The sequence below is a fragment of the Microcoleus sp. CAWBG640 genome (assembly GCF_020883015.1).
Taxonomy (GTDB): Bacteria; Cyanobacteriota; Cyanobacteriia; order Cyanobacteriales; family Microcoleaceae; genus Microcoleus; species Microcoleus anatoxicus.
The window spans coordinates 33,061-51,980 of the sequence record NZ_JAHRFC010000035.1 but is presented as its reverse complement, the minus strand read 5'-3'; the positions used below and the strand labels follow the sequence as shown (position 1 = coordinate 51,980).

At 44.3% G+C, this 18,920-nt stretch carries 23 protein-coding genes and 1 riboswitch; of the genes, 17 read left to right on the top strand and 6 right to left on the bottom strand.

What is annotated here, in order from left to right:
* Positions 1-110 precede the first annotated feature (110 nt).
* Positions 111-1,526 (top strand): ABC transporter substrate-binding protein, encoded by a 1,416-nt coding sequence (locus AAFP11_RS17990; protein ID WP_341738319.1) that lies wholly within the window; start codon positions 111-113, stop codon positions 1,524-1,526.
* A 109-nt stretch (positions 1,527-1,635) separates the two neighbouring features.
* On the top strand, positions 1,636-2,214 hold the full coding sequence (locus AAFP11_RS17985) for a Uma2 family endonuclease (protein WP_341738318.1): 579 nt from the start codon (positions 1,636-1,638) through the stop codon (positions 2,212-2,214).
* A 91-nt stretch (positions 2,215-2,305) separates the two neighbouring features.
* Here AAFP11_RS17985 and AAFP11_RS17980 read toward each other — a convergent pair whose 3' ends face one another.
* The 3 genes from AAFP11_RS17980 to AAFP11_RS17970 are packed head-to-tail and all read right to left on the bottom strand — an operon-like array spanning position 2,306 to position 4,956.
* A complete protein-coding gene (locus AAFP11_RS17980; RefSeq protein ID WP_341738317.1) occupies positions 2,306-3,163 on the bottom strand; it encodes a metal ABC transporter permease in 858 nt (285 codons plus the stop codon).
* Positions 3,163-3,939, bottom strand: a complete 777-nt coding sequence (locus AAFP11_RS17975) for a metal ABC transporter ATP-binding protein (RefSeq protein ID WP_341738316.1) — start codon at positions 3,937-3,939, stop codon at positions 3,163-3,165. The genes AAFP11_RS17980 and AAFP11_RS17975 overlap by 1 nt, the downstream gene beginning before the upstream one ends.
* A 36-nt stretch (positions 3,940-3,975) precedes the next feature.
* Positions 3,976-4,956, bottom strand: coding sequence for a metal ABC transporter substrate-binding protein (locus tag AAFP11_RS17970; RefSeq protein ID WP_341738315.1), 981 nt, complete (start codon positions 4,954-4,956; stop codon positions 3,976-3,978).
* A 194-nt stretch (positions 4,957-5,150) separates the two neighbouring features.
* Between AAFP11_RS17970 and AAFP11_RS17965 the strand changes: the two genes are divergently transcribed.
* The 7 genes from AAFP11_RS17965 (at position 5,151) to AAFP11_RS17935 (ending at position 10,203) form a co-directional block, all read left to right on the top strand.
* The gene (locus tag AAFP11_RS17965; protein ID WP_341738314.1) at positions 5,151-5,678 is read left to right on the top strand and encodes a restriction endonuclease; all 528 of its coding nucleotides are present in this window, start codon (positions 5,151-5,153) and stop codon (positions 5,676-5,678) included.
* Entirely contained in the window at positions 5,675-6,226 is a 552-nt protein-coding gene (locus AAFP11_RS17960; RefSeq protein ID WP_341738313.1) for a hypothetical protein, read from the top strand. The genes AAFP11_RS17965 and AAFP11_RS17960 overlap by 4 nt, the downstream gene beginning before the upstream one ends.
* A gap of 57 nt (positions 6,227-6,283) precedes the next feature.
* Positions 6,284-6,429: riboswitch (cobalamin riboswitch) on the top strand.
* A gap of 140 nt (positions 6,430-6,569) precedes the next feature.
* Positions 6,570-7,010 (top strand): hypothetical protein, encoded by a 441-nt coding sequence (locus AAFP11_RS17955; protein ID WP_341738312.1) that lies wholly within the window; start codon positions 6,570-6,572, stop codon positions 7,008-7,010.
* 19 nt (positions 7,011-7,029) lie between these two features.
* Positions 7,030-7,896, top strand: a complete 867-nt coding sequence (locus tag AAFP11_RS17950; protein WP_341738311.1) for a methyltransferase domain-containing protein — start codon at positions 7,030-7,032, stop codon at positions 7,894-7,896.
* Positions 7,897-8,414: 518 nt separating this feature from the next.
* Positions 8,415-8,708, top strand: coding sequence for a hypothetical protein (locus AAFP11_RS17945; RefSeq protein ID WP_341738310.1), 294 nt, complete (start codon positions 8,415-8,417; stop codon positions 8,706-8,708).
* A 73-nt stretch (positions 8,709-8,781) separates the two neighbouring features.
* Complete coding sequence (locus AAFP11_RS17940) at positions 8,782-9,021, top strand: hypothetical protein (RefSeq protein ID WP_341738309.1); 240 nt, start codon at positions 8,782-8,784, stop codon at positions 9,019-9,021.
* Between the two features lie 117 nt (positions 9,022-9,138).
* Positions 9,139-10,203, top strand: coding sequence for a tetratricopeptide repeat protein (locus tag AAFP11_RS17935; RefSeq protein WP_341738308.1), 1,065 nt, complete (start codon positions 9,139-9,141; stop codon positions 10,201-10,203).
* Positions 10,204-10,365: 162 nt separating this feature from the next.
* Here the strand turns inward: AAFP11_RS17935 and AAFP11_RS17930 are convergent, their stop codons facing one another.
* Entirely contained in the window at positions 10,366-11,934 is a 1,569-nt protein-coding gene (locus AAFP11_RS17930) for an adenylate/guanylate cyclase domain-containing protein (protein WP_341738307.1), read from the bottom strand.
* Between the two features lie 117 nt (positions 11,935-12,051).
* Here AAFP11_RS17930 and AAFP11_RS17925 point away from each other — a divergent pair, with 117 nt between their 5' ends.
* From AAFP11_RS17925 to AAFP11_RS17895, 7 genes are all read left to right on the top strand, one after another.
* Complete coding sequence (locus AAFP11_RS17925) at positions 12,052-12,282, top strand: hypothetical protein (protein WP_341738306.1); 231 nt, start codon at positions 12,052-12,054, stop codon at positions 12,280-12,282.
* 140 nt (positions 12,283-12,422) lie between these two features.
* A complete protein-coding gene (locus AAFP11_RS17920; RefSeq protein ID WP_341738305.1) occupies positions 12,423-13,250 on the top strand; it encodes a prepilin peptidase in 828 nt (275 codons plus the stop codon).
* A 251-nt stretch (positions 13,251-13,501) separates the two neighbouring features.
* Complete coding sequence (gene accD / locus AAFP11_RS17915) at positions 13,502-14,452, top strand: acetyl-CoA carboxylase, carboxyltransferase subunit beta (protein WP_341738304.1); 951 nt, start codon at positions 13,502-13,504, stop codon at positions 14,450-14,452.
* Positions 14,453-14,796: 344 nt separating this feature from the next.
* A complete protein-coding gene (locus AAFP11_RS17910) occupies positions 14,797-14,988 on the top strand; it encodes a translation initiation factor IF-2 (RefSeq protein WP_341738303.1) in 192 nt (63 codons plus the stop codon).
* Positions 14,989-15,139: 151 nt separating this feature from the next.
* Positions 15,140-15,628, top strand: coding sequence for a photosystem II cytochrome c-550 (psbV, locus tag AAFP11_RS17905; RefSeq protein ID WP_341738302.1), 489 nt, complete (start codon positions 15,140-15,142; stop codon positions 15,626-15,628).
* 155 nt (positions 15,629-15,783) lie between these two features.
* Positions 15,784-16,284, top strand: coding sequence for a photosystem II cytochrome PsbV2 (psbV2, locus tag AAFP11_RS17900; RefSeq protein WP_341738301.1), 501 nt, complete (start codon positions 15,784-15,786; stop codon positions 16,282-16,284).
* A 124-nt stretch (positions 16,285-16,408) separates the two neighbouring features.
* Positions 16,409-16,747, top strand: coding sequence for a c-type cytochrome (locus AAFP11_RS17895; protein ID WP_341738300.1), 339 nt, complete (start codon positions 16,409-16,411; stop codon positions 16,745-16,747).
* A gap of 417 nt (positions 16,748-17,164) precedes the next feature.
* Here the strand turns inward: AAFP11_RS17895 and AAFP11_RS17890 are convergent, their stop codons facing one another.
* Positions 17,165-17,557, bottom strand: coding sequence for a hypothetical protein (locus AAFP11_RS17890; RefSeq protein WP_341738299.1), 393 nt, complete (start codon positions 17,555-17,557; stop codon positions 17,165-17,167).
* Positions 17,554-17,760 (bottom strand): hypothetical protein, encoded by a 207-nt coding sequence (locus AAFP11_RS17885; protein WP_341738298.1) that lies wholly within the window; start codon positions 17,758-17,760, stop codon positions 17,554-17,556. Before AAFP11_RS17885 ends, AAFP11_RS17890 begins: the two co-directional genes overlap by 4 nt.
* A gap of 179 nt (positions 17,761-17,939) precedes the next feature.
* Between AAFP11_RS17885 and AAFP11_RS17880 the strand changes: the two genes are divergently transcribed.
* On the top strand, positions 17,940-18,860 hold the full coding sequence (locus tag AAFP11_RS17880; protein WP_341738297.1) for a hypothetical protein: 921 nt from the start codon (positions 17,940-17,942) through the stop codon (positions 18,858-18,860).
* Positions 18,861-18,920: the final 60 nt, after the last annotated feature.

Here is an 18,920-nt window from a genome sequence, read left to right as displayed (position 1 = left end):
ACTTTTATGAGTTTAATTAATGAATTTAATGAATTGACTTTAACCGAAATCTCTTGAATACTGATTGTAGCTAACAACTTTTCTGTAGAAATTATATAAGGAGAAAAACTATGTCCCAAGATAACAAAAAAAGCCCGCCACCCATATTTTTTATTATTGCCTTTTTCTTAGTTGCGTTTGGTGCATTCAAGTTCCTTCCCGGTTTATTCGCATCCAAAAGTTCAGATACATCTACTTCTACACCTGGATCTACACCTAAAGCGGGTGCGAGTCCATCGGGTGCGATCGCAACTCGCATCAGTTTAGGAAATCAGATATTGCTGACATCCCAAACTACACCAGATAAACAAGCAGGTATTGAAGCTTTTAAGAGCGGAGATTTCTCAACTGCGATTCAAAAATTTCAGGCTTCACTGAAACAAACTCGCAACGATCCAGAAAGCGTTATCTATTTGAATAATGCCACAGCCAGCAGTGGTTATTCCTTGAAAATTGCTGTCAGCGTTCCCATTGGTAGCAATCCCAATGTCGCCCAAGAAATCCTCCGGGGTGTCGCCCAAGCTCAGGATGAAATTAATAATAGTGGTGGCATCAACGGCGCAAAACTGCAAGTAGAAATTGTCAACGATGACAACAGTCCAGAGGTGGTCAGAGATGTTGCAAAAGAATTAACAAAAGATGCAAATATACTAGCAGTAATTGGACACAATGCTAGCAACGCCTCTCTCGAAGCTGCGCCAATCTATCAGCAAGAAAAACTGGTAATGGTGACACCGACAAGCTTTGCTAATAATCTCTCTGGATTTGGCAGTTACATCTTTCGGACAGTGCCAAATATTAGCATCATGGCGGCTCCCTTAGCAGAATATGCAGTCAAAACAGGCAAAACTAATATTGCCATTTGTTATGACTCCCAAGCACCGGATAACATATCATTTAAAGATGAATTTGTAGCTGCTCTAACTGCTGCTGGAGGCAAATTAGTTCCGACTGTTTGCGACTTTTCAGTCCCTTCTTTTAATCCCGAAAGTGCGATCGCCGATGCAGTCAGCAAAGGCGCACAAGGATTGATGTTAGCACCCCACATCGATCGCATCGATCGCGCAATTTTTCTGGCTCGCGTAAATCAAGGCAAATTGCCACTCTACGGCAGCACGACAATGTACACCTTTCAAACGTTAAAAGATGGACAAAAGAGCGTTGACGGGCTTGTTTTGCCTGTTCCCTGGCATCCTGAAACTAATCCCGGTAGCACTTTTCCAAAGAATGCCACTCAGTTGTGGGGAGGAGTGGTAAATTGGCGCACCGCAACCAGTTTTGATGCGACTCAAGCTGTCATCGCGGGATTACGGAAAAGCACTACGCGGGAAGGGTTACAACAAGCACTGAAAAGTACGAGTTTTACGACACCGGGAGCTAGCGAGGATGTGAAGTTTTTGCCAACCGGCGATCGGGCGGGGAAGCCAATTTTAGTGCAAGTTAAACTTGGAGGAAGCTCTGGCTATAACTTTGTCCCGTTGCGGTAAGTTTGCTTTTGTGCGATCGGATTCATTCTTTGTGGAACAGGCATCTTGCTTGTTTTTTAGCGATTTCTAAGATAAACTGAAATGAGTAGATTAAAGGAGAGCCTTGTATATGATCGCGCAAGTTGAAACCAAAACCTACACGGCCCAGGAATATCTAGAAGCTGAAGTCAATTCTGTGGATCGACATGAATTTATCAATGGGGAGATTATTCTGATGGCTGGCGGCACACCGGATCACAATGAAATTGCCCTTAATTTAGGTGGGGCGCTGAAACTGGCGTTAAAAGGGAAACCATATCGGACTTTTAGTTCGGATCAACGGCTTTGGGTTCCCCAACTTAATAATTACACTTACCCGGATTTGATAGTGGCGGCGAAACCGATCGAACTCCAATCTGGACGGACTGATACAATTACCAATCCTCTACTGATTGCTGAGGTGCTATCTAAAGGTACTAGAGCTTACGATCGAGATGATAAGTTTGCAGCCTATCGCAGTATTCCCAGTTTTCAGGAGTATTTATTAATCGACCAATATCGGCTACAGGTTGAACAATACTCGAAAACTGATGCGAATAAGTGGATTTTCTCGGAATATGGTGTTATTGGCGATCGGCTGATGTTAAGCTCTATTTCTGTGGAGGTTTCACTGGCAGATTTGTATGAAAATATTGAGTTTAGTGAATAGTTTCCTCTCCATCGATCGGCGGTTGAAACCGCTGCTAAACAAACAATGTCCGCCTCCGCGGACTAAGAAATAAACATAATTAATTCCTGCTTTATTCGCTAAGGGTTTGGGAATTCCGAGCTTTAACTAATAAACCATGTTTGGGAGCAAAAATCATCGCCAATACAAACATCAGCGTTTGTAGCACCACAATACATCCGCCTGTGGAACCATCAATATAGTAGCTGATATAAGTTCCCATGACGCTAGAAAAGACACCAGTGGCGATCGCAATTAACGTCATATGGTCAAAATTATCACTCAATAAATACGCCGTCGCCCCCGGAGTCACCAACATTGCTACCACTAAAATAATCCCCACAGTCTGAAGTCCCGCCACCGCAGTCAGGGATAGCAAAGACAGCAACACGTAATACAGAAAAGTGATATTTAAACCGATCGATCGCGCGTGAGTAGAGTCAAAACAAAACAAAATTAAATCTTTGCGTAAAATTGCCAAAGTTACTAAAGTGATGACACTAATAATTACAGTCTGAGTAATATCAGCATCCGAAATACCCAAAACATTGCCAAACAAAATATGAGTTAAATCTATCGAACTTCTGACTTTAGAAATTAAAACCAAACCAAAGGCAAAAAATCCCGTAAACACTAAACCGATTACCGTATCTTCTTTAACGCGAGTTTGGGCTTTGATAAAGCCGATCGCCATTACCGAACCCACCCCAAACAAAAAAGCCCCCACCGCCAAAGGAATATTCAACACATAAGCAATCACAACTCCCGGCATCACCGCATGAGAAACCGCATCGCCCATCAAAGCCCATCCTTTCAAAGTCATGTAGCAAGAAAGCGCCGAACAAACCAGCCCTACTAAAGCGCTGACTAAAATCGCCTTCACCATGAATTCATACTGCAAAGGTGCTGCAAACCACTGAATTAAATCCATTATTGTTCCTCCCGATTCACTTGAGTTAACCGATTTTTAGCAGACGAAAAACTCCCCACACCACCCCCAAAAGTGCGAGAAATATTTTCCTCTGTAAACACTTCAGAGGTGTTACCATAGGCGAGAATGCTGCGATTAATTAATACTACTTGGTCGCAAAATGTGGTAATGGATTCTAAATCGTGAGTTGAAACAAGAATTGTATGTCCTGTTTGACGCAGTTCCATCAACAGGTTAATCATCATCTTCTCAGTTTTGATATCGACTCCGGCAAAGGGTTCATCCAGCAGCAAAACCGTACCCTGTTGCGCTAAAGCCCGCGCAAAAAAGGTGCGTTTTTTTTGTCCGCCGGATAACTCTCCGATTTGCCGATCGCGCATATCCCACATTTCCACCCTTTCCAAACTTTCTCGCACGGCTTGTTTGTCGATCGCCCCAGGAATCCGCAGCAGATTCATATACCCATAGCGTCCCATCATCACCACATCATAAACATTCACCGGAAAATTCCAATCTACCTCTTCCGACTGAGGCACATAGGCAACCAGATTGCGTTTTTGCACTTGACTAATCGGCAACCCATTAATTAAAATTCGTCCGGTATTTGGGTGGACAAACCCCATAATTGCCTTAAACAGAGTCGATTTTCCCGCGCCATTCATCCCCACCAAACCGCAAATCGTCCCTGCTTTAAGTTGCAGCGAGGCGCTGTGCAAAGCTACTTTGCCGTGATAGGCAACTGTCACATTCTCAATATCAATGCCGATCTCATTCATCTGATTTTCTCCTTATTATCAATTCCCCATTCCCCATTACCTATTCCCCTGTAACCCTTTTATCAGAGTATTGATGTTGTATTCAAGTAACTTAAGATAGGTTGATGCGGGCCCGTCGGGTGGAGATAGGGAATCGACATAAAACACCCCGGCAAATTTTGCGCCTGTTTCCTTTGCTACCTGAAGCTGTGCTTTGTTGTTGACGGTACTCTCGCAAAATACAGCCGGTATTTGGTTAGCTTTGACTGTATTAATCACCCGTTCAACTTGTTTCGGTGTGGCTTGTTGTTCAGCGTTAACTGGCCACAGGTAAACTTCTTTTAAGCCGTAATCGCGGGCGATGTAGGAAAAAGCTCCTTCGCAGCTTACTATGTAGCGTTTGTCTGGGGGAATAGCTGAAATAGCTTGTTTGAGTTTGGCATCGATCGCCTTTATTTGCTGGCTGTATTTTGCCGCATTCGCGTTATAGCTTGCAGCGTTAGCCGGATCGAGATTTCCTAATGTCTTGCGAATGTTTTCGACGTAAATTACAGCATTTTTAGGAGACATCCAAGCGTGGGGATTAGGTTTGCCACGATAGGCATCTTCTGCAATATTTACTGGTGAGACTCCCTCACTTAGAGTAATGTGAGAAACTTTAGGGAGACTGTTGTAAAATCGGGTTGCCCAACGCTCTAAGTTGAGGCCGTTTTCTAAAATCAAATTAGCATTTTGTCCGCGTTTTAAGTCGCTGGGTGTAACTTCATAGCCGTGAATTTCCGCCCCAGGCTTGGTGATGGATTGGACGATCGCCTTATCCCCCGCAACGTTCTGAGCCATGTCTGCCAGGACGGTAAAGGTGGTAAGAATGACTTTTTTATCTTTTTTGGTAGAATCGCTAGCAGTGGCGCTAGAATCGCCATTCTGCTTGGTTTGAGGCTCTGTTGTCGGACTGCTGCACCCGCTGAGCCAAACTCCTAGTAATAGCCCGAATATACCAATTTGATAGGTTTTACGGCAGAGCGCCTGATGATTCATTGTGGTTTTTTATAATTCTTTCATTGTTTTAATTTAGCATAAAACCAGTAAAAATGAAAAGATTATGAAAATGAGGAGATATTGGCGATCGGGCTATGCCTACAGCAAGATGTGATAGTGTAGTGACATACAATATTAGAAGCGTGTAGTTGTTTGGAGTATTAGACTTGGTTGCGTCAAAAGACTATGAAAGGATGATTCAATCGCTCCAATGGGATGGCTTACGAACTCTATGGGACAATATCGAGAATCGTAGCACCCCAGGATGGGACGCGGGCCAAGCCTTTGAGTACCTAGTTTTACGAGCATTTCAACTTGATGGCGCAGAGGTAAAATGGCCTTATAGCGTGGAACTCTTTGGGGAAAAAGTCGAACAAATTGATGGTGTGGTCTATTCATCTGGACTGTCTTGTTTGGTTGAAAGCAAAGACTTTCGAGACAAAACAAACGTTGATATTGCTCCTATTGCTAAACTTCGCAATCAACTTTTACGTCGTCCCGCAGCCACTGTTGGATTAGTGTTCAGCCGAACTGAATTCACAGAACCGGCTCGGTATCTTTCATACTTTTCACTACCGCAAACAATCCTATTATGGAGTGGAGAAGAAATAAAATATGCCTTGGACAATGAAACAATCTGTGAATTATTAACTTTAAAATACCGTGTATGTGTAGAACACGGATTGCCTGATTACGACGTTAGAGAGCGAGATATCCCATGATTACTTACATTGTTTGTGAAGGAAATTTCGATGCACAATTACTTAAAATTGTGATCCCAAGAAAATTACTCAATGATGTGGAAGTTGTTACTGCTGGTGGAGGATATGCTATCAAATCACTTGCTCGTTCTTTAGTTGTGCGTCGGCAAGTACCAGTTGTGATTGTAGTTGATTCGGATTCAGTAGTGCCAGAGTTAGTTCAACAACGCCTCAAAGATATTGAGGAAATAGTTGGAGGCGTAGCAGCTAATACACCTGTCAAAGTAATTATGGCTGTTCCTGAAATCGAAACTATCTTTTTTCAAGATGCCACTATTCTTTCGCGGTTGCTAGGATATATTCCTCCTAAAAATATACTTGACATGGCAGTTTATCAACCTAAAAAAGCTTTAGAACAATTGCTTTCTCAATCAGAAATAATTCACAATCCCTCAGAAATTATCTATCGATTGACTAATAAAGATATTGAGATTCTACAATTGTCTTCAGTTATGCAAGAGATCGTTCATTTTCTTCGATCTGTACGTGAAACAGCAAATGCTGTATGAAGCCCGCCTGCTGAATTTTTAAGAGCTATTTTTGTCAAATATCCAAAATAGTGGTAATATTCCCGTATATCGATCGGCTCTGATGACAAACACACATCAGACGTAAGGGGGAAAGTTCGGTGCGAATCCGGCGCTGTCCCGCAACTGTAATGAGATTATTGCATCTCTGAGTCAGGATGCCCGCCGATTTGTTGACAATCATGTTTTTCATCTGCGAGGTATGGATGATGCTTAGTTTAGTATTTTTAAAATTAATCGGCTGTTGTGTTCCCTTGGACGATCGACAAAAACGCAATTTTGAGTTAAAACTGCTTGGCGTCGGCGCAACGGGAAACTAAAAGAAATGCGAATCGAAGATAGTGTTTGGCAGGGTAGTTTTGGCTACTGGCAAAACTTGTTTATTCATCAGAATATTTTGTCGATCGGATATACTGCATGGAATGGCTTTTGGCACCTAGGACGAGGCATTGTTGTCTGCCAAATAGATACTCACATTAATGGTTCGATCAATTGGAGTGTGGATAATGTACAGTATGATTTGCAGTTTATTTCTCAATCGCACGCAACCACTTATTTGCAACAATTAGAACTAGAGGAAGACACTGTTTCAAATCTGCTGGGAGTTATTGATAACTACAAACCTGAAAAAGCAATTATTTTTATACTGCTTGCCAATGGTCAGATTGATATCAATTTGTTGCAAAACTTGGCAATTTCGCCGGTTGAGTGCTATGAACAAGTATGCAACCGCTGGGAAGAATTTCAACCCTGCCCGAAATCCTAAAACTTACTAAATTTCCCCAATGTCCCAGCCAAAATCCATCGAAATTTCCAACGTAACTCGCTACCAAAATGCAGCGCTTAATTACTATTTGGGCTTGACAGAATCCCCCTATCTTCACTATGGCTATTGGGAAACCCTACCTGTGCCGGCGGATGAACTAACACTCGCGCGATTACGTATCGCTCAGCAAGCTTATACTGTAAAACTGTTGGATTTCATTCCCCAAGGCACTCATAGCATCCTGGATGTGGGCTGTGGGATTGGCGGAAATGCGGCTTATTTGCTCGATCGCGGTTTTGCAGTCGAAGGACTCGCACCCGATCCATTTCAACAACAGCGCTTTCTCAAGTGTACAGGCGATCGCACCATCTTCCACCTCACAACCTTTGAAAACTTCCAAGCAACCACATCCTACGATCTAATCCTCTTTAGCGAAAGTAGCCAATATATGTCTGCCGTTGATATTGCTAACGGCGCCGCCAAAATCCTCAATCCTGGTGGCTACGTCTTGCTTGCCGATATGCTGCGCTCTGATGCTAATTATAAAGAGGGAATGTTCTCTAATTGTCATGTTGTTACAGAACTTCATGGAGCCTTAAAACAGGCTGGATTTAGTTTAGTAAAAACCGAGGATATTTCCGCCCATATTTTGCCCACCATCGATTTGTATGTCGATACTTTCCGCAGGTATGGACTAAACACGATGATTTATGTTGCAGACTTAATTGCGATCGCAGTTCCGCCCATACACAAACTCTTGCGCTGGATATTTCGTCGCTGGTTCAAAAAATTGGTGGTTGAAGGGTTGGAAGCAGGCAAACTTTTTGACCAGCATTTGTGTTATGAAATCCAACTTTGGCAGTTATCAAAATCCGATGAACGCTGACACAAACATTAGGTAAAGTCGCAATTGGGAATTGAGAACTGGTAATCATATCAAATCCGTTGACATCAGAATTATTATTTCTCTCTTCTCTTTCTCTGTGTCCTCTGTGTCCTCTGTGGTTTAATCATTCTAATCATTCCGATACAACCGGAATTGGTAATCAGCCATGGGAGGGAGAGCCTCCGGGTATTTAATCCTAGACGGACCATGGAAGACTAATACTAAGGAAAACTCCCCCCCATCGCCTCGATCGCTAAGGTCTCCCCTCCCCCAAAGCCAGCATTAGCGGGGGTTTTTCCCCTTGACTTGAGCTAACTAAATCGAAGTATCGATTTTATTCATACAATCTATGCAAACAATGATTTGATTGTCAATTACCAAAGAGTTAAGGTTAATTCATGAGGTAACAGATTGATTTTCATAAAATTGTGTTGTCTATATTTGGCAGTACAAAATAGTAATATTTGCCAATATAGCCTGTAAATTTTGTGAAATTTAACACTACTTAGGTGTTGGCTATGTCTACTTATAAAAAAGTGCAAAAATCCCAACTATCGAGATTTTTTGGGATTGACCTTCGAGCTTTACCCGCCAAAAAACCGCAAGGGCAATGGCTCTTTTCAGCTATGAATCAAATTGGACAGTTTTTGCTAGTCGCCGCTGTGGGCGGGCCTAAACTGAGAATTTGGCAGACTGCCGATCGCGATGGTAATAGTTGGTGGCACGGTTTCGATCCCTTGACTGGTCGCTCTACGTGGGCCGCGACGGATGATGAAATGCGCGCTTGGATCGATCGGCATTATTACCAATAAACCTTTCCCATAATTATTGCTTTTGATTTTCGGATTTTTTGGTTGGTGACAATTTAATTTCACAGGAGATAGTATGCTTCAAACAGCTTCCGAGTTAGTAGCACCAAATCGCATTATCCTGATGAAAAACGAGGTATACAGAGTGCCTCAAACTCATCGAGAAGTTCAAGTATTGTCAGGAATTGCCTGGATCACACTTGACACAAAAGATATCATCTTGCATAGTTCAGAACAAGCATCACTTCCATTCAGTAAAAACCCAGTTCTGATTTCCGCACTCAACAATATACCACTGATTATGGCTATTTGGTGAGAGAAGGAATTTTCCATAAGCAAGCTCAGAAGATATTAGCTGATAACAAATGTGCCAGTAAGCCAAAATAGCTCTATCTTGAAAGTTAGATAATTTGGCTTTTGGAGGACTTGTTCGGTGTACAGCCGCTCTTACCACTTCAGCTATGTCGCAGCTATAACTCTTGTCCTATCGCCTGCGCTGACAGTCTTAGGTCTCTCAGAGGCTCTGGCATCTGCTCCAATAATAAATCCTAGGCGCTTCCCAGGGACCGATCGCGCCCAAGCAACAAACCCCAAAACACAAGCAGACACACTCCTGGAAAAAGGCATAAAGGATCACCGCCAAGGTTTGTTTCGGGAAGCAATCCAAGCTTTTGAACAAGCTTTGGCAATTCGCCAGCAATTAGGTGACAAACCGGGGATAGGAGAAACCCTCAACAATTTGGGGGAAGTTTACGGCGAAATCGGTTTGCTTCCCAAAGCTTTAGCAGTTTTGCAGCAAGCTTTAGTCATTAACCGAGACATCGGGGCTAGGAGTAGCACGGCGCGAACCCTCAATCTCATGGGTTTTATCAACCGGGTTGCCGACAATTTTTCCGAAGCGATGAAACTGCATCAAGAAGCTTTGGAATTAGCTAAAACGGCTGAGGATGAAATTGAAATTGGAGAATCTTTTCACAATATTGGGGCTGTGTATGGAGAACAGGGAAATTATGCCAAGGCGATCGAATTTTACCAGCAAGCCCGAACCATTCGCACCGCTAAGGGCGATCGACGAGATTTAGGGCGTACCCTCAATAACATGGGTGGAGTCTATTACAACATCGGCGACTTCAACAGAGCGATGGAATTTTACCAGCAAGCTTTGGCAATTCGCCGCGAAATAGCAGATAGGGCGGGGGTCGGTCGCTTGCTCAATAACATGGCACTTACTTCTCGCAAACTTGGTAAAGATAGTCAAGCCCTGATCTATTTTCAGCAAGCAATGATTATGCTAGAAGCAATCGGTGACAAGACAAGTGTGGGACGTTTGCTAAATAATATGGGTGCGATTTATGAAGGTCAAGGTCAGTATGCTAAAGCTTTGGAATCCTACGAACGAGCTTTGAAAAATGCCCGCGAGGGTGGAGACAAAGCAGGAGAAACTACAGCGATGGAGGGGATTAAACGATTGTCTTCTGGTCAGCTTGTGCCACAATAGATAGGGAGCATACCCCCGATTTGGTAAGTAAGAGCGAAGCATGACCGCAGACAATTTATTAGTGATAACCAGAGATTTACAGCGGTCATGCTTCGCCCCTACGAATATATTTGCAAAGTTAATATTGCGTCATTCGGGCGAGAAAATGAGGCTAATTTCGATCTACCCTTTTCCGTTTTCGACCTGGGAACCGTGCAAAGCAAAAATCGGAGTTAGAGCCGATTTGCCCTTGAGAGCAACAGCTCCCAAAGCCTCGCAATTGAATTCTAAGCCGATCGCCTCAAACACCCTTTCCCCAATCAAAATTTCGTTTTCCCCAGCCTTGCTCATCAATCTAGCCGCCGTATTCACCGTATCTCCCAAAACATTAAACTCCCTGCGACCACGGGGTTCGCCAACCTCAGCAGCAAACACAGGCCCCTGGTACAGCCCTATTTGACAGCTTACTTTGACTGGTTGAGAGCCGATAATTGGCGGATGCAAAGTGGTGATAATCTCTCGAATCGCCAAAGCGGCGCTAGCGGCGCGACACGCATCATCCCGATGAGCGTCGGGCACCCCAAAATAGATCAGCATATCGGAACCGTTCAAGTGCGCGGTTACTTTTTGCAACACGCCTCCTTTTGCTGATACTACGGCATCGATCGACGCAAAAACCCTCGAACAACCGAGAATCAGAGCTACTTCTTCCTCCGGTGAAGCTTTGTCGATGGACTCTGGTAAGCCGACTAAATTGACAAACATCACCGTTGGTTCGGGAAAATCTGGGGGAATTTTTCGCCGGTTAGCATTTTCTACCAGTAGTCTCAGAATCGGCTTGGGGATATAGCTAGCAAGGGGTTCAACCCGGTTGAGAGCTTCCTGGATTTCGCTCACTAGGCCCGAAATGCTGCGATCGAGCAATACCGAACTCGGCATCCGTCGTCGAGTCAGAGTAATATCATATTCTCCCAGTAGATCCTCCGTCAGATCGTCCACCACCAAAAAATAACCCGCTGCTCCTGGTTCAAACCGAAATTGCTCTGCCAAACACAAACTCGAAGTAGTCGTCAAACACACCCTTCCCACAGTTCCAGAACCCTCAGCTTGCTTGGCTTGCTGGACTGAATGACCAAGCAGCACATGAGCCATCCGCAGTGGCGTACCAATGTCCGCACTAATGTAACGGCCGCAGTGGATACCCACTCGCATCCTCAAAGACAAAACACCCCGTGGGGTTTCAATACGCGCAAATTTAGCCATTGCTCGCTGCATTCGCAAACCAGCACGGACGGCCCTAGCTGTATCCTCTTGGTGAATGCCGGCCAGGAATTGCACTAACATCGCATCTCCGGTAAACTCCAGCAAATCCCCCCCGGACTTACTCACAATTTCGATCATCGAGGCAAAATAGTCGTTAATCACCCCCAGCAAGGTTTCAGCTCCCTGGCGTCCCAGGGCCGCATTTGCTTCCAATAAGGATGTAAACCCGGCTAAATCCGTGAACAGTAGCGTCCCTTCTTGCCATTGGTAGCTCACTTCCCCTGGATTGGGAGGAGATTCCGACACCTGTTTGGGCACGTAGTCGTGAATTATGTATCGGAGAGTACGTAGATGCTCGAAGACTCCTATTAGTGTCGCTGGCGACGAATCTACCCAGGCGGAGGTGTACAGTGAGGCTGGGAGCAGCCCTCGTAGTCGCAGTTCGATCTCTGCCAAAGGAGGATTGTAGGTTAATTTATTAATTTCCACCTAGTCTATTGTTAAAAAATAAGGTAAGTTCGATCGATCTAGTGGCGACACCAATAGCTAGACCTATACCATTATGATCAGTTTCCAGTGATAGAATACCAGTCCAGCCCAGAACCAATGAGAGAAACTTCCGATAGTTTCAGGTTACTTGCTCCCGATTTGATCCGAGTAGCTCGATCGGTCTATGGTCTATATCTCAAAGTTCATTCCGATCGCCTACAACGTCCGGCTGGTGTTGTTGTCTGTCAAGGAAGCGATCGAGGTCAGTTGATTTTCACTTCGCAGCCAATTTTGTTGCCCGGTGAACGTTTTGTTACTTTTGAAGAGATTGAATCGCAAATGTATTAGTTATTGGTTATTTGTTATTGGTTATTTATTATTGGTGATTGGTTATTTGTTATTGGTTGTTGGTTATTTGTTATTGGTTATTTATTATTGGTTATCTTTGGGCTAACTATAGCTCATTATTTATTAGTGATTTGTTGGCTATGGACATCATCTTTAATTGTCTTGTCTCTGCTATTGTATTTGCTTTGGGTTCGGCGATCGGTAGTTTCTTAAATGTGGTAGTTTATCGCTTACCTGCGGGTTTGTCAGTAATACATCCTCCTTCTCGCTGTCCCAAATGCTTGAATCAGCTTCAGTCTTACGAAAATGTACCTGTTTTTGGTTGGCTGTGGCTACGGGGACGCTGTAAATATTGTCGCAGCCGGATTTCTTTACGGTATCCCCTGGTGGAAGCGGCTACGGGTTTGCTGTTTTTGCTGATTTTCTGGCAGTTTGGACTCACAGTACAAACTCTGGGTTTCTGGGCTTTTTTTAGCTGGCTTTTGGCTTTGTCTTTGATCGATCTCGATACCATGACTTTGCCTAATTCTTTGACTCGATCGGGTTTAGTGATGGGGCTGGTTTTCCAAATCGCTAAGGGTTGGTGGCCCATATTTAGTCCGATCGACTCAGTAAACTATCTGGTACTCGACGGTATCCTAGGAGCGGTTGTAGGGCTGTGGCTGTTTGACATCATTGGTTTAGCCGGTGCCATCGCCCTTGGTCAAAATGCGATGGGGGCTGGCGATACCAAATTGGCTGCTTTGATGGGAGCTTGGCTGGGGTGGAAATACTTGCTGTTAGCGGGCTTTCTCGCCTGTGCTACCGGGGCTTTTGCTGGCGGCGGGGCGATCGCCCTGGGAATGCTCGATCGACGCCAACCCATGCCTTTTGGTCCATTTCTCGCTCTCGGTGCAGCAATTACAGTTTTGTGGGGCGAAGCGATCTTATCTACTTACTGGCAGTTGTTTTTTATGAAGATGCCGTGAAACAGTGGTACAATAGTCAGTTGTTTATTGTCAATAGTCATATAGCGGTTCTCAAAAAAGTGAGGTATGCCCTATGCCCTATGCCCTATGCCCTATGCCCTATGCCCTATGCCCATGAGTACCTCATCTTTCTGAGAAAGGCTATATATAGGTTATGAATTATTAGTAGCAGCTAACAAATAACAAATAATAAATAACCTATAAACACAGTCAACAGTCAACAGTCAACAGTTAACAATTACTAAATTTTAATGTCTCTATTTGATTGGTTTGCAAATCGAAGAAAATCAGTACCGAACTCTCAAGAACGGCCGGAACGAGAAATTGCCGACGGGCTTTGGAATAAATGCGAAGCTTGCGATGCGCTCAGTTACACCAAAGACCTGCGAGCAAATCAAATGGTTTGCTTGGAATGCGGGCATCACATGAGAGTTTACAGCGACGACCGCATTGAGCAGTTGATCGATGCCCATACTTGGATGCCCATTAACGAAGGACTCCACGCCACCGACCCCTTGAAATTTCGCGATCGCAAAAAATATAGCGATCGGCTTCGAGAATTTCAAGAAAAAACAGGCCACTTAGACGCAGTAGAAACAGGCATCGGCAAACTCGAAAGTTTCCCCATCGCCCTGGGAGTCATGGAATTTCAATTCATCGGTGGCAGCATGGGTTCCGTTGTCGGAGAAAAGCTGACTCGCCTCATCGAATACGGAACGCGGGAAAAGCTACCCGTCATCATTGTCTGCGCTTCCGGCGGTGCGAGAATGCAAGAAGGAATGCTCAGCTTGATGCAAATGGCGAAAATCTCCGGTGCTCTGGAACGCCACCGCGAAGCCAGACAGTTGTACATCCCAATTTTGACTCACCCGACGACCGGCGGTGTCACCGCGAGTTTTGCCATGCTGGGAGACATTACCATTGCAGAACCAAAAGCAACTGTAGCCTTTACCGGCGGCCGGGTGATCGAGCAAACTCTGCGGGAAAAGTTGCCGGAGAACTATCAAACTTCCGAATACTCCTTTGCCCACGGCTTTGTAGATATCATCGTCCCTAGGACTCAGCTCAAGAAAACCCTAGCTCAGCTAATTAGTCTTCACCAGCCCCAACCTTTATTGGCTCCCTCAGAACTAGAGCATCACACACCAATAGACAGCCACGCTTTGCCCGCACAGACTCATGCTTTCAAACTTTCACCCTAACCATCAAGCCCTTCCTGATATTGTGTTAGTTCTAGCTGCCGCTTCTGATGTTCATTGTTCATTAGGACACCGCAGTGGGATGATATTGATTGGAAGTTGATTGACTAGAAAGCTGAACTGAGCAAAAATGCCTACTGGCTGTTAGAACTTAGTTGGCTCTGACAGACTCAATCAGAACTCAGGCATTGTCAATAGCAGTAAATAGCCCCAGGGCTAATCCTGCATTTAACGATCGCTCTGGCGTTCTATAAACCTCAGAACAAACTAACAGCGCTTGGTGAAATTATCCAGATTTCAGTTAAGAGCGATTAACCCCATTTTTACCCGTCAGCGACCTAAAAACTATGGGTTTTGCAGACCTGTCCATCGCAGAAATAGCAGAGGACTTCAACGTCCCTGTTGAAGACGTGATCCGCTTGTGCGACGAGTTAGAAATTGCATACAAGCACCCTCAAACCCGTTTGGCCCTAGAGGATGTTAAGGCAATTATGTCCGCTCTGGAAAAAAGGCGCGACTCAAAACTTATTGCAGATTAGATTGATGCCATAATTCCCTTACCTTTAAAGGTAGAACCGCATCAACTGTCACCAGTTTTTCCCGGCGGTGGAATCTTGAACAGCAATCTGTTTGCTAGCTCCCCCAAAAGAGCATTCAATACTTTCCCCTGATTTTTTTTTAAGGAGAACCATGCTTAAAAGATATTTCATTGCTCTGACTGCTGTATTCATGACTTTTCAATTCTTTGTCAGTAGTGCGATGGCAGTAGAACTCAGTCCTCAACTACGCACCGTGACATTAGATGACAAAGGCACTCCCGTAGTGCTGAGCCTCAAACAGGTTCAGGAAGGCAAACGGTTGTTTAACTCAGCCTGTGCTCAATGTCACGCCGCTGGCATGACTAAAACTGACCCGAATTTGAACTTGAGCCCTGAAACTTTGGCTTTGGCAAATCCACCCCGTAATAATATTAAGTCGCTGGTTGACTATATGAAAAACCCCACGACTTATGACGGCTTTGAGGAAATTTCTGAGCTGCATCCGAGCATGAAAAGCGCGGATATTTTCGCTGAAATGAGAAATCTTTCGGATGATGATTTGTACGCCATTGGCGGTCACATTCTGTTGCAGCCAAAAATTATCGGCTCCCAGTGGGGTGGCGGTAAAGGCGCTCGCTAATCGATTTTAGGAAATTTTAGATTTGAGATTTTGGATTGGGAGGGGGCTAGAGTTCCGCAAAATAGATTGTTGTTCCCTGGTTGGCTTCGATCGAAAATCTGAAATCTAAAATTTACCCTCTGCTTATTTAATATCGCAAAAAGTTGTAGGCCCTCATGCTGCGTCGTGGTGTTTTTGTCTGCTTTCTGTTAGGAATTTTGGTGATTTTGCCGATGGTGCTGCTGGCACCTCAACCTGTTTTGGCTGCTGCTGATTCCTATGTGACTCGCTATTTAAAAGTCAGCGAACCTGTGCCACTGGAATTGGATGCTGAGGGACACACTCGATTATTTTCGGCTGAGGATTTGTCCGCCGGCAAGCGGTTGTTCGAGCAAAATTGCCTCAACTGTCACGTCGGAGGAGCGACTTTGCCAGATCCGACTATTTCTCTATCTTTGACGGATCTCCAGGGAGCAACCCCTCCCCGCAAGGACATCAATAGTTTGGTAGCCTATCTGAGACAACCAATGACTTATGACGGTAGTGAGGAAACTTTTTGGTGCCGCCAAGTACCGGAAAGCTGGATGTCCCAGACTCAGATTGAAGATTTGGCTGCTTTTGTGCTTCGGGCTGCTCAAAAGGCTCCGGGATGGGGTATTGATAATCTGGAGAGTTGAATCGCCAGCCCAAAGTGGTTAACTACTCGAAAAATCGCGATCGCTACTAGGTGTTTGCGGGTTACTAAACGGGTAAAATAACTGAAGAATCACAATTAACTGTGTCCATTAGAGGAGAACTACGTTGAAAAGACTCTTATCGATCGCTCTGTTAGCGTTGGCAATTTTTACTGTCGGCTTCGGCAGCCCTGCTTTGGCTGGAGATGCTGCTAAAGGAGCTAAACTCTTTAGCGCCAACTGTGCTGCTTGTCACGTCGGTGGTGGTAACGTGGTTGTGTCTACCAAAACCTTGAAATCGGCAGCTTTAGAGAAGTACGGCATGAATTCTATCGAAGCTATTACCACTCAGGTAACAAAGGGCAAAAATGCGATGCCTGCTTTCGCTGGTCGTTTGAAGCCGGCACAAATTGAGGATGTCGCAACCTACGTTCTCGAACAATCTGCCAAAGACTGGAAAGGCTAAACTGCTTGTCTGGACGGACTTGATTTAACCTAAAACTTGTCTTCTCCATCGCGCCCTCTCTCACCCTTTGGCGCATAAATGTCGGTTTGAAGCTATCTTAACCTTTTTGGGAAAGTATGCAAGAGATCGGATTTTTATGTGCCCAAGGGCGGGGGAGGGATATTTTATAGGAGATTTTAAATTGGACAGTCCTAGCAGCAACTCTCACAAGGGTTCTAGAGGACGGGTGATGGGGTGCAAGGCGATCGAGCGGCGATCAGCCTGAGTGGCAGTAATATCAAATCCGGTAGCATCTGAATGATTCAGATCTCTATTCTCTCCCTCTGTGTCCTCTGTGTTCTCTGCGGTTAAATCATTCCGATGCAGCCGGAAACGATATAACCCGGTTTCTGAAGCCTCACGCGCCTAGTCCAAGATTTAAGCTGCTGTAGCTGCTGGTAAAGGTTCAATTTCTTCTGGCTTGGCGTGACGGCGGGGGTCATCAAAATCCCAAGCAAATAGCCAATCGGGGTCAGCGTTACCGCAGCCGATCGAATATATTTGGCTGTGTTTGAAATGCTTGAAAAACTCCTGAGATTTTTCATCGGTCATTAGCGATTCATCTAGCGGCAAGTCATGAATTAGGGCGTATAAATCAAATTCGTTTCGCTCTGGATTCCATTGATAGCGCAGTTCTGGACTGTAACCTAGTTCGATCAGTTGTGCAATTGCGCGATCGGGATTTTCATAGTTGTCTAAGTGAACGCGGTTTAGGGAAACAACTACTTGTACGTGGTGGTATTTGGCGGGTGTTAATTGATATTGGGTCATCGGTTTTTCCTTTTTTTGTCATCACAAGTGTAATAGCTTTTTCCGGTTACATCGGGGTGTTTTGTTGCTTCGCGATTTAGCTGTTCGCATCGCAAAGCTGCTTCTGCGTCACTCCGAGCATAAAAAGGTCTGTCCGGGCGTTCAGCGAGTTCAGCTTCCGAGTCTTCCCAAGATTTTTCTGGGTTGTCTGCGTCTCTCAACATTTTTCCCTCGCAAATCTGTCTGTGCTAGAGGTCATTTTCTTTAAATCTCCTCAGTCTTGAACGTTTTGTCCCGCTTTAGTTTTAGATTCTGGCGGGGTTTCTGCTGTCTCTAGCCATTGCTTCATCAGTAAACCGATAATTTCACAAATCAGGCTAGTCCCTTACAAACATTAATCAAAATGAAAGATTTAGCATTTAGGTCTGGGTTCCCTTCTTCCTTAGCGAAGAAGTATTCTATTACCATTTTTGCCCTAATCATATTCAGTGTATTAAGTATCTCTCTCAAATCAGAAAAAGTAAACAGCAATATTTGGAGTTTTTCAGTTGAATTAAAGGTTACATCGGTAACTTTAGTTCTTCTCTTTCTTTTTTGGATTCCCATTTTACTTCCTTGGATTATTTCTCAAATTCCGCAAGTGCAAGGTTCTTTAAATTGGTTGCGTGAACAAGGCATCGAGGAAATTGAGACTAATCTACTGAGAATTAAACTAAAATACGGTGTTCAAGAAGCATCAGAAAAATACGAAGAAAAAATATCAGATATTGGGGCTATAAATCTAACATCTCAGGAAACGCAGCAGCAGCTTGAGGGACGCTATCGAGATGCCATAGCTTTAGTTGATGCTGCGAGCGATATAGATTCAACGGAAGCATTGAAGCGGATAGATCAATTGGCTGACTATTACGATAGGGTTAGAGATGAAATGCCCTTTGGACATAACCGTACAAAATTAATGCACGAAATTTCCTCAACAATGTGGACTTTAATTCCTAAAGTTATAAATTTTCCTGTTCATGAAAGACTAAATAGCTACAAGGGGGGAGAGCGTTTGTCTGCTTACAAGCACATTGAGTGGAACACATCAACTGATTATATAAATTTGTTAGTTTCTAGAGCAGTTGGTATTATGGAGATGCCCTACACTCAATATAGTGCTTTATTGGCACTAAGAAGAGTGGTAACAAACAATCAATTTGCTCCCAGTAAATCAGCAGAAATCATAGATATTTTGAACTGGTCAGCAAATCTTGATTATATCAAGCCAGATCGCCGAAAATTAATGATTGAAATTGCTTCCCTACTAAAAACAAAGGCATAAAGCCTGCTAGTTCCGCCGCATAGCAACCCGCTTGCACCCGACAGAATCAACGTCATCGGG

Excerpts from the sequence above, each read along its gene's own strand:
- AAFP11_RS17955 (WP_341738312.1), top strand. The coding sequence starts at position 6,570 with ATGCGAATCGAAGATAGTGTTTGGCAGGGTAGTTTTGGCTACTGGCAA.
- AAFP11_RS17960 (WP_341738313.1), top strand. The coding sequence starts at position 5,675 with ATGATTACTTACATTGTTTGTGAAGGAAATTTCGATGCACAATTACTT.
- AAFP11_RS17925 (WP_341738306.1), top strand. The coding sequence starts at position 12,052 with ATGAGAGAAACTTCCGATAGTTTCAGGTTACTTGCTCCCGATTTGATC.
- psbV (WP_341738302.1), top strand. The coding sequence starts at position 15,140 with ATGCTTAAAAGATATTTCATTGCTCTGACTGCTGTATTCATGACTTTT.
- AAFP11_RS17945 (WP_341738310.1), top strand. The coding sequence starts at position 8,415 with ATGTCTACTTATAAAAAAGTGCAAAAATCCCAACTATCGAGATTTTTT.
- AAFP11_RS17985 (WP_341738318.1), top strand. The coding sequence starts at position 1,636 with ATGATCGCGCAAGTTGAAACCAAAACCTACACGGCCCAGGAATATCTA.
- AAFP11_RS17880 (WP_341738297.1), top strand. The coding sequence starts at position 17,940 with ATGAAAGATTTAGCATTTAGGTCTGGGTTCCCTTCTTCCTTAGCGAAG.
- AAFP11_RS17910 (WP_341738303.1), top strand. The coding sequence starts at position 14,797 with ATGGGTTTTGCAGACCTGTCCATCGCAGAAATAGCAGAGGACTTCAAC.
- AAFP11_RS17965 (WP_341738314.1), top strand. The coding sequence starts at position 5,151 with ATGATTCAATCGCTCCAATGGGATGGCTTACGAACTCTATGGGACAAT.
- AAFP11_RS17975 (WP_341738316.1), bottom strand. The coding sequence starts at position 3,939 with ATGAATGAGATCGGCATTGATATTGAGAATGTGACAGTTGCCTATCAC.
- AAFP11_RS17990 (WP_341738319.1), top strand. The coding sequence starts at position 111 with ATGTCCCAAGATAACAAAAAAAGCCCGCCACCCATATTTTTTATTATT.
- accD (WP_341738304.1), top strand. The coding sequence starts at position 13,502 with ATGTCTCTATTTGATTGGTTTGCAAATCGAAGAAAATCAGTACCGAAC.
- AAFP11_RS17885 (WP_341738298.1), bottom strand. The coding sequence starts at position 17,760 with ATGTTGAGAGACGCAGACAACCCAGAAAAATCTTGGGAAGACTCGGAA.
- psbV2 (WP_341738301.1), top strand. The coding sequence starts at position 15,784 with ATGCTGCGTCGTGGTGTTTTTGTCTGCTTTCTGTTAGGAATTTTGGTG.
- AAFP11_RS17940 (WP_341738309.1), top strand. The coding sequence starts at position 8,782 with ATGCTTCAAACAGCTTCCGAGTTAGTAGCACCAAATCGCATTATCCTG.
- AAFP11_RS17890 (WP_341738299.1), bottom strand. The coding sequence starts at position 17,557 with ATGACCCAATATCAATTAACACCCGCCAAATACCACCACGTACAAGTA.
- AAFP11_RS17950 (WP_341738311.1), top strand. The coding sequence starts at position 7,030 with ATGTCCCAGCCAAAATCCATCGAAATTTCCAACGTAACTCGCTACCAA.
- AAFP11_RS17970 (WP_341738315.1), bottom strand. The coding sequence starts at position 4,956 with ATGAATCATCAGGCGCTCTGCCGTAAAACCTATCAAATTGGTATATTC.
- AAFP11_RS17980 (WP_341738317.1), bottom strand. The coding sequence starts at position 3,163 with ATGGATTTAATTCAGTGGTTTGCAGCACCTTTGCAGTATGAATTCATG.
- AAFP11_RS17920 (WP_341738305.1), top strand. The coding sequence starts at position 12,423 with ATGGACATCATCTTTAATTGTCTTGTCTCTGCTATTGTATTTGCTTTG.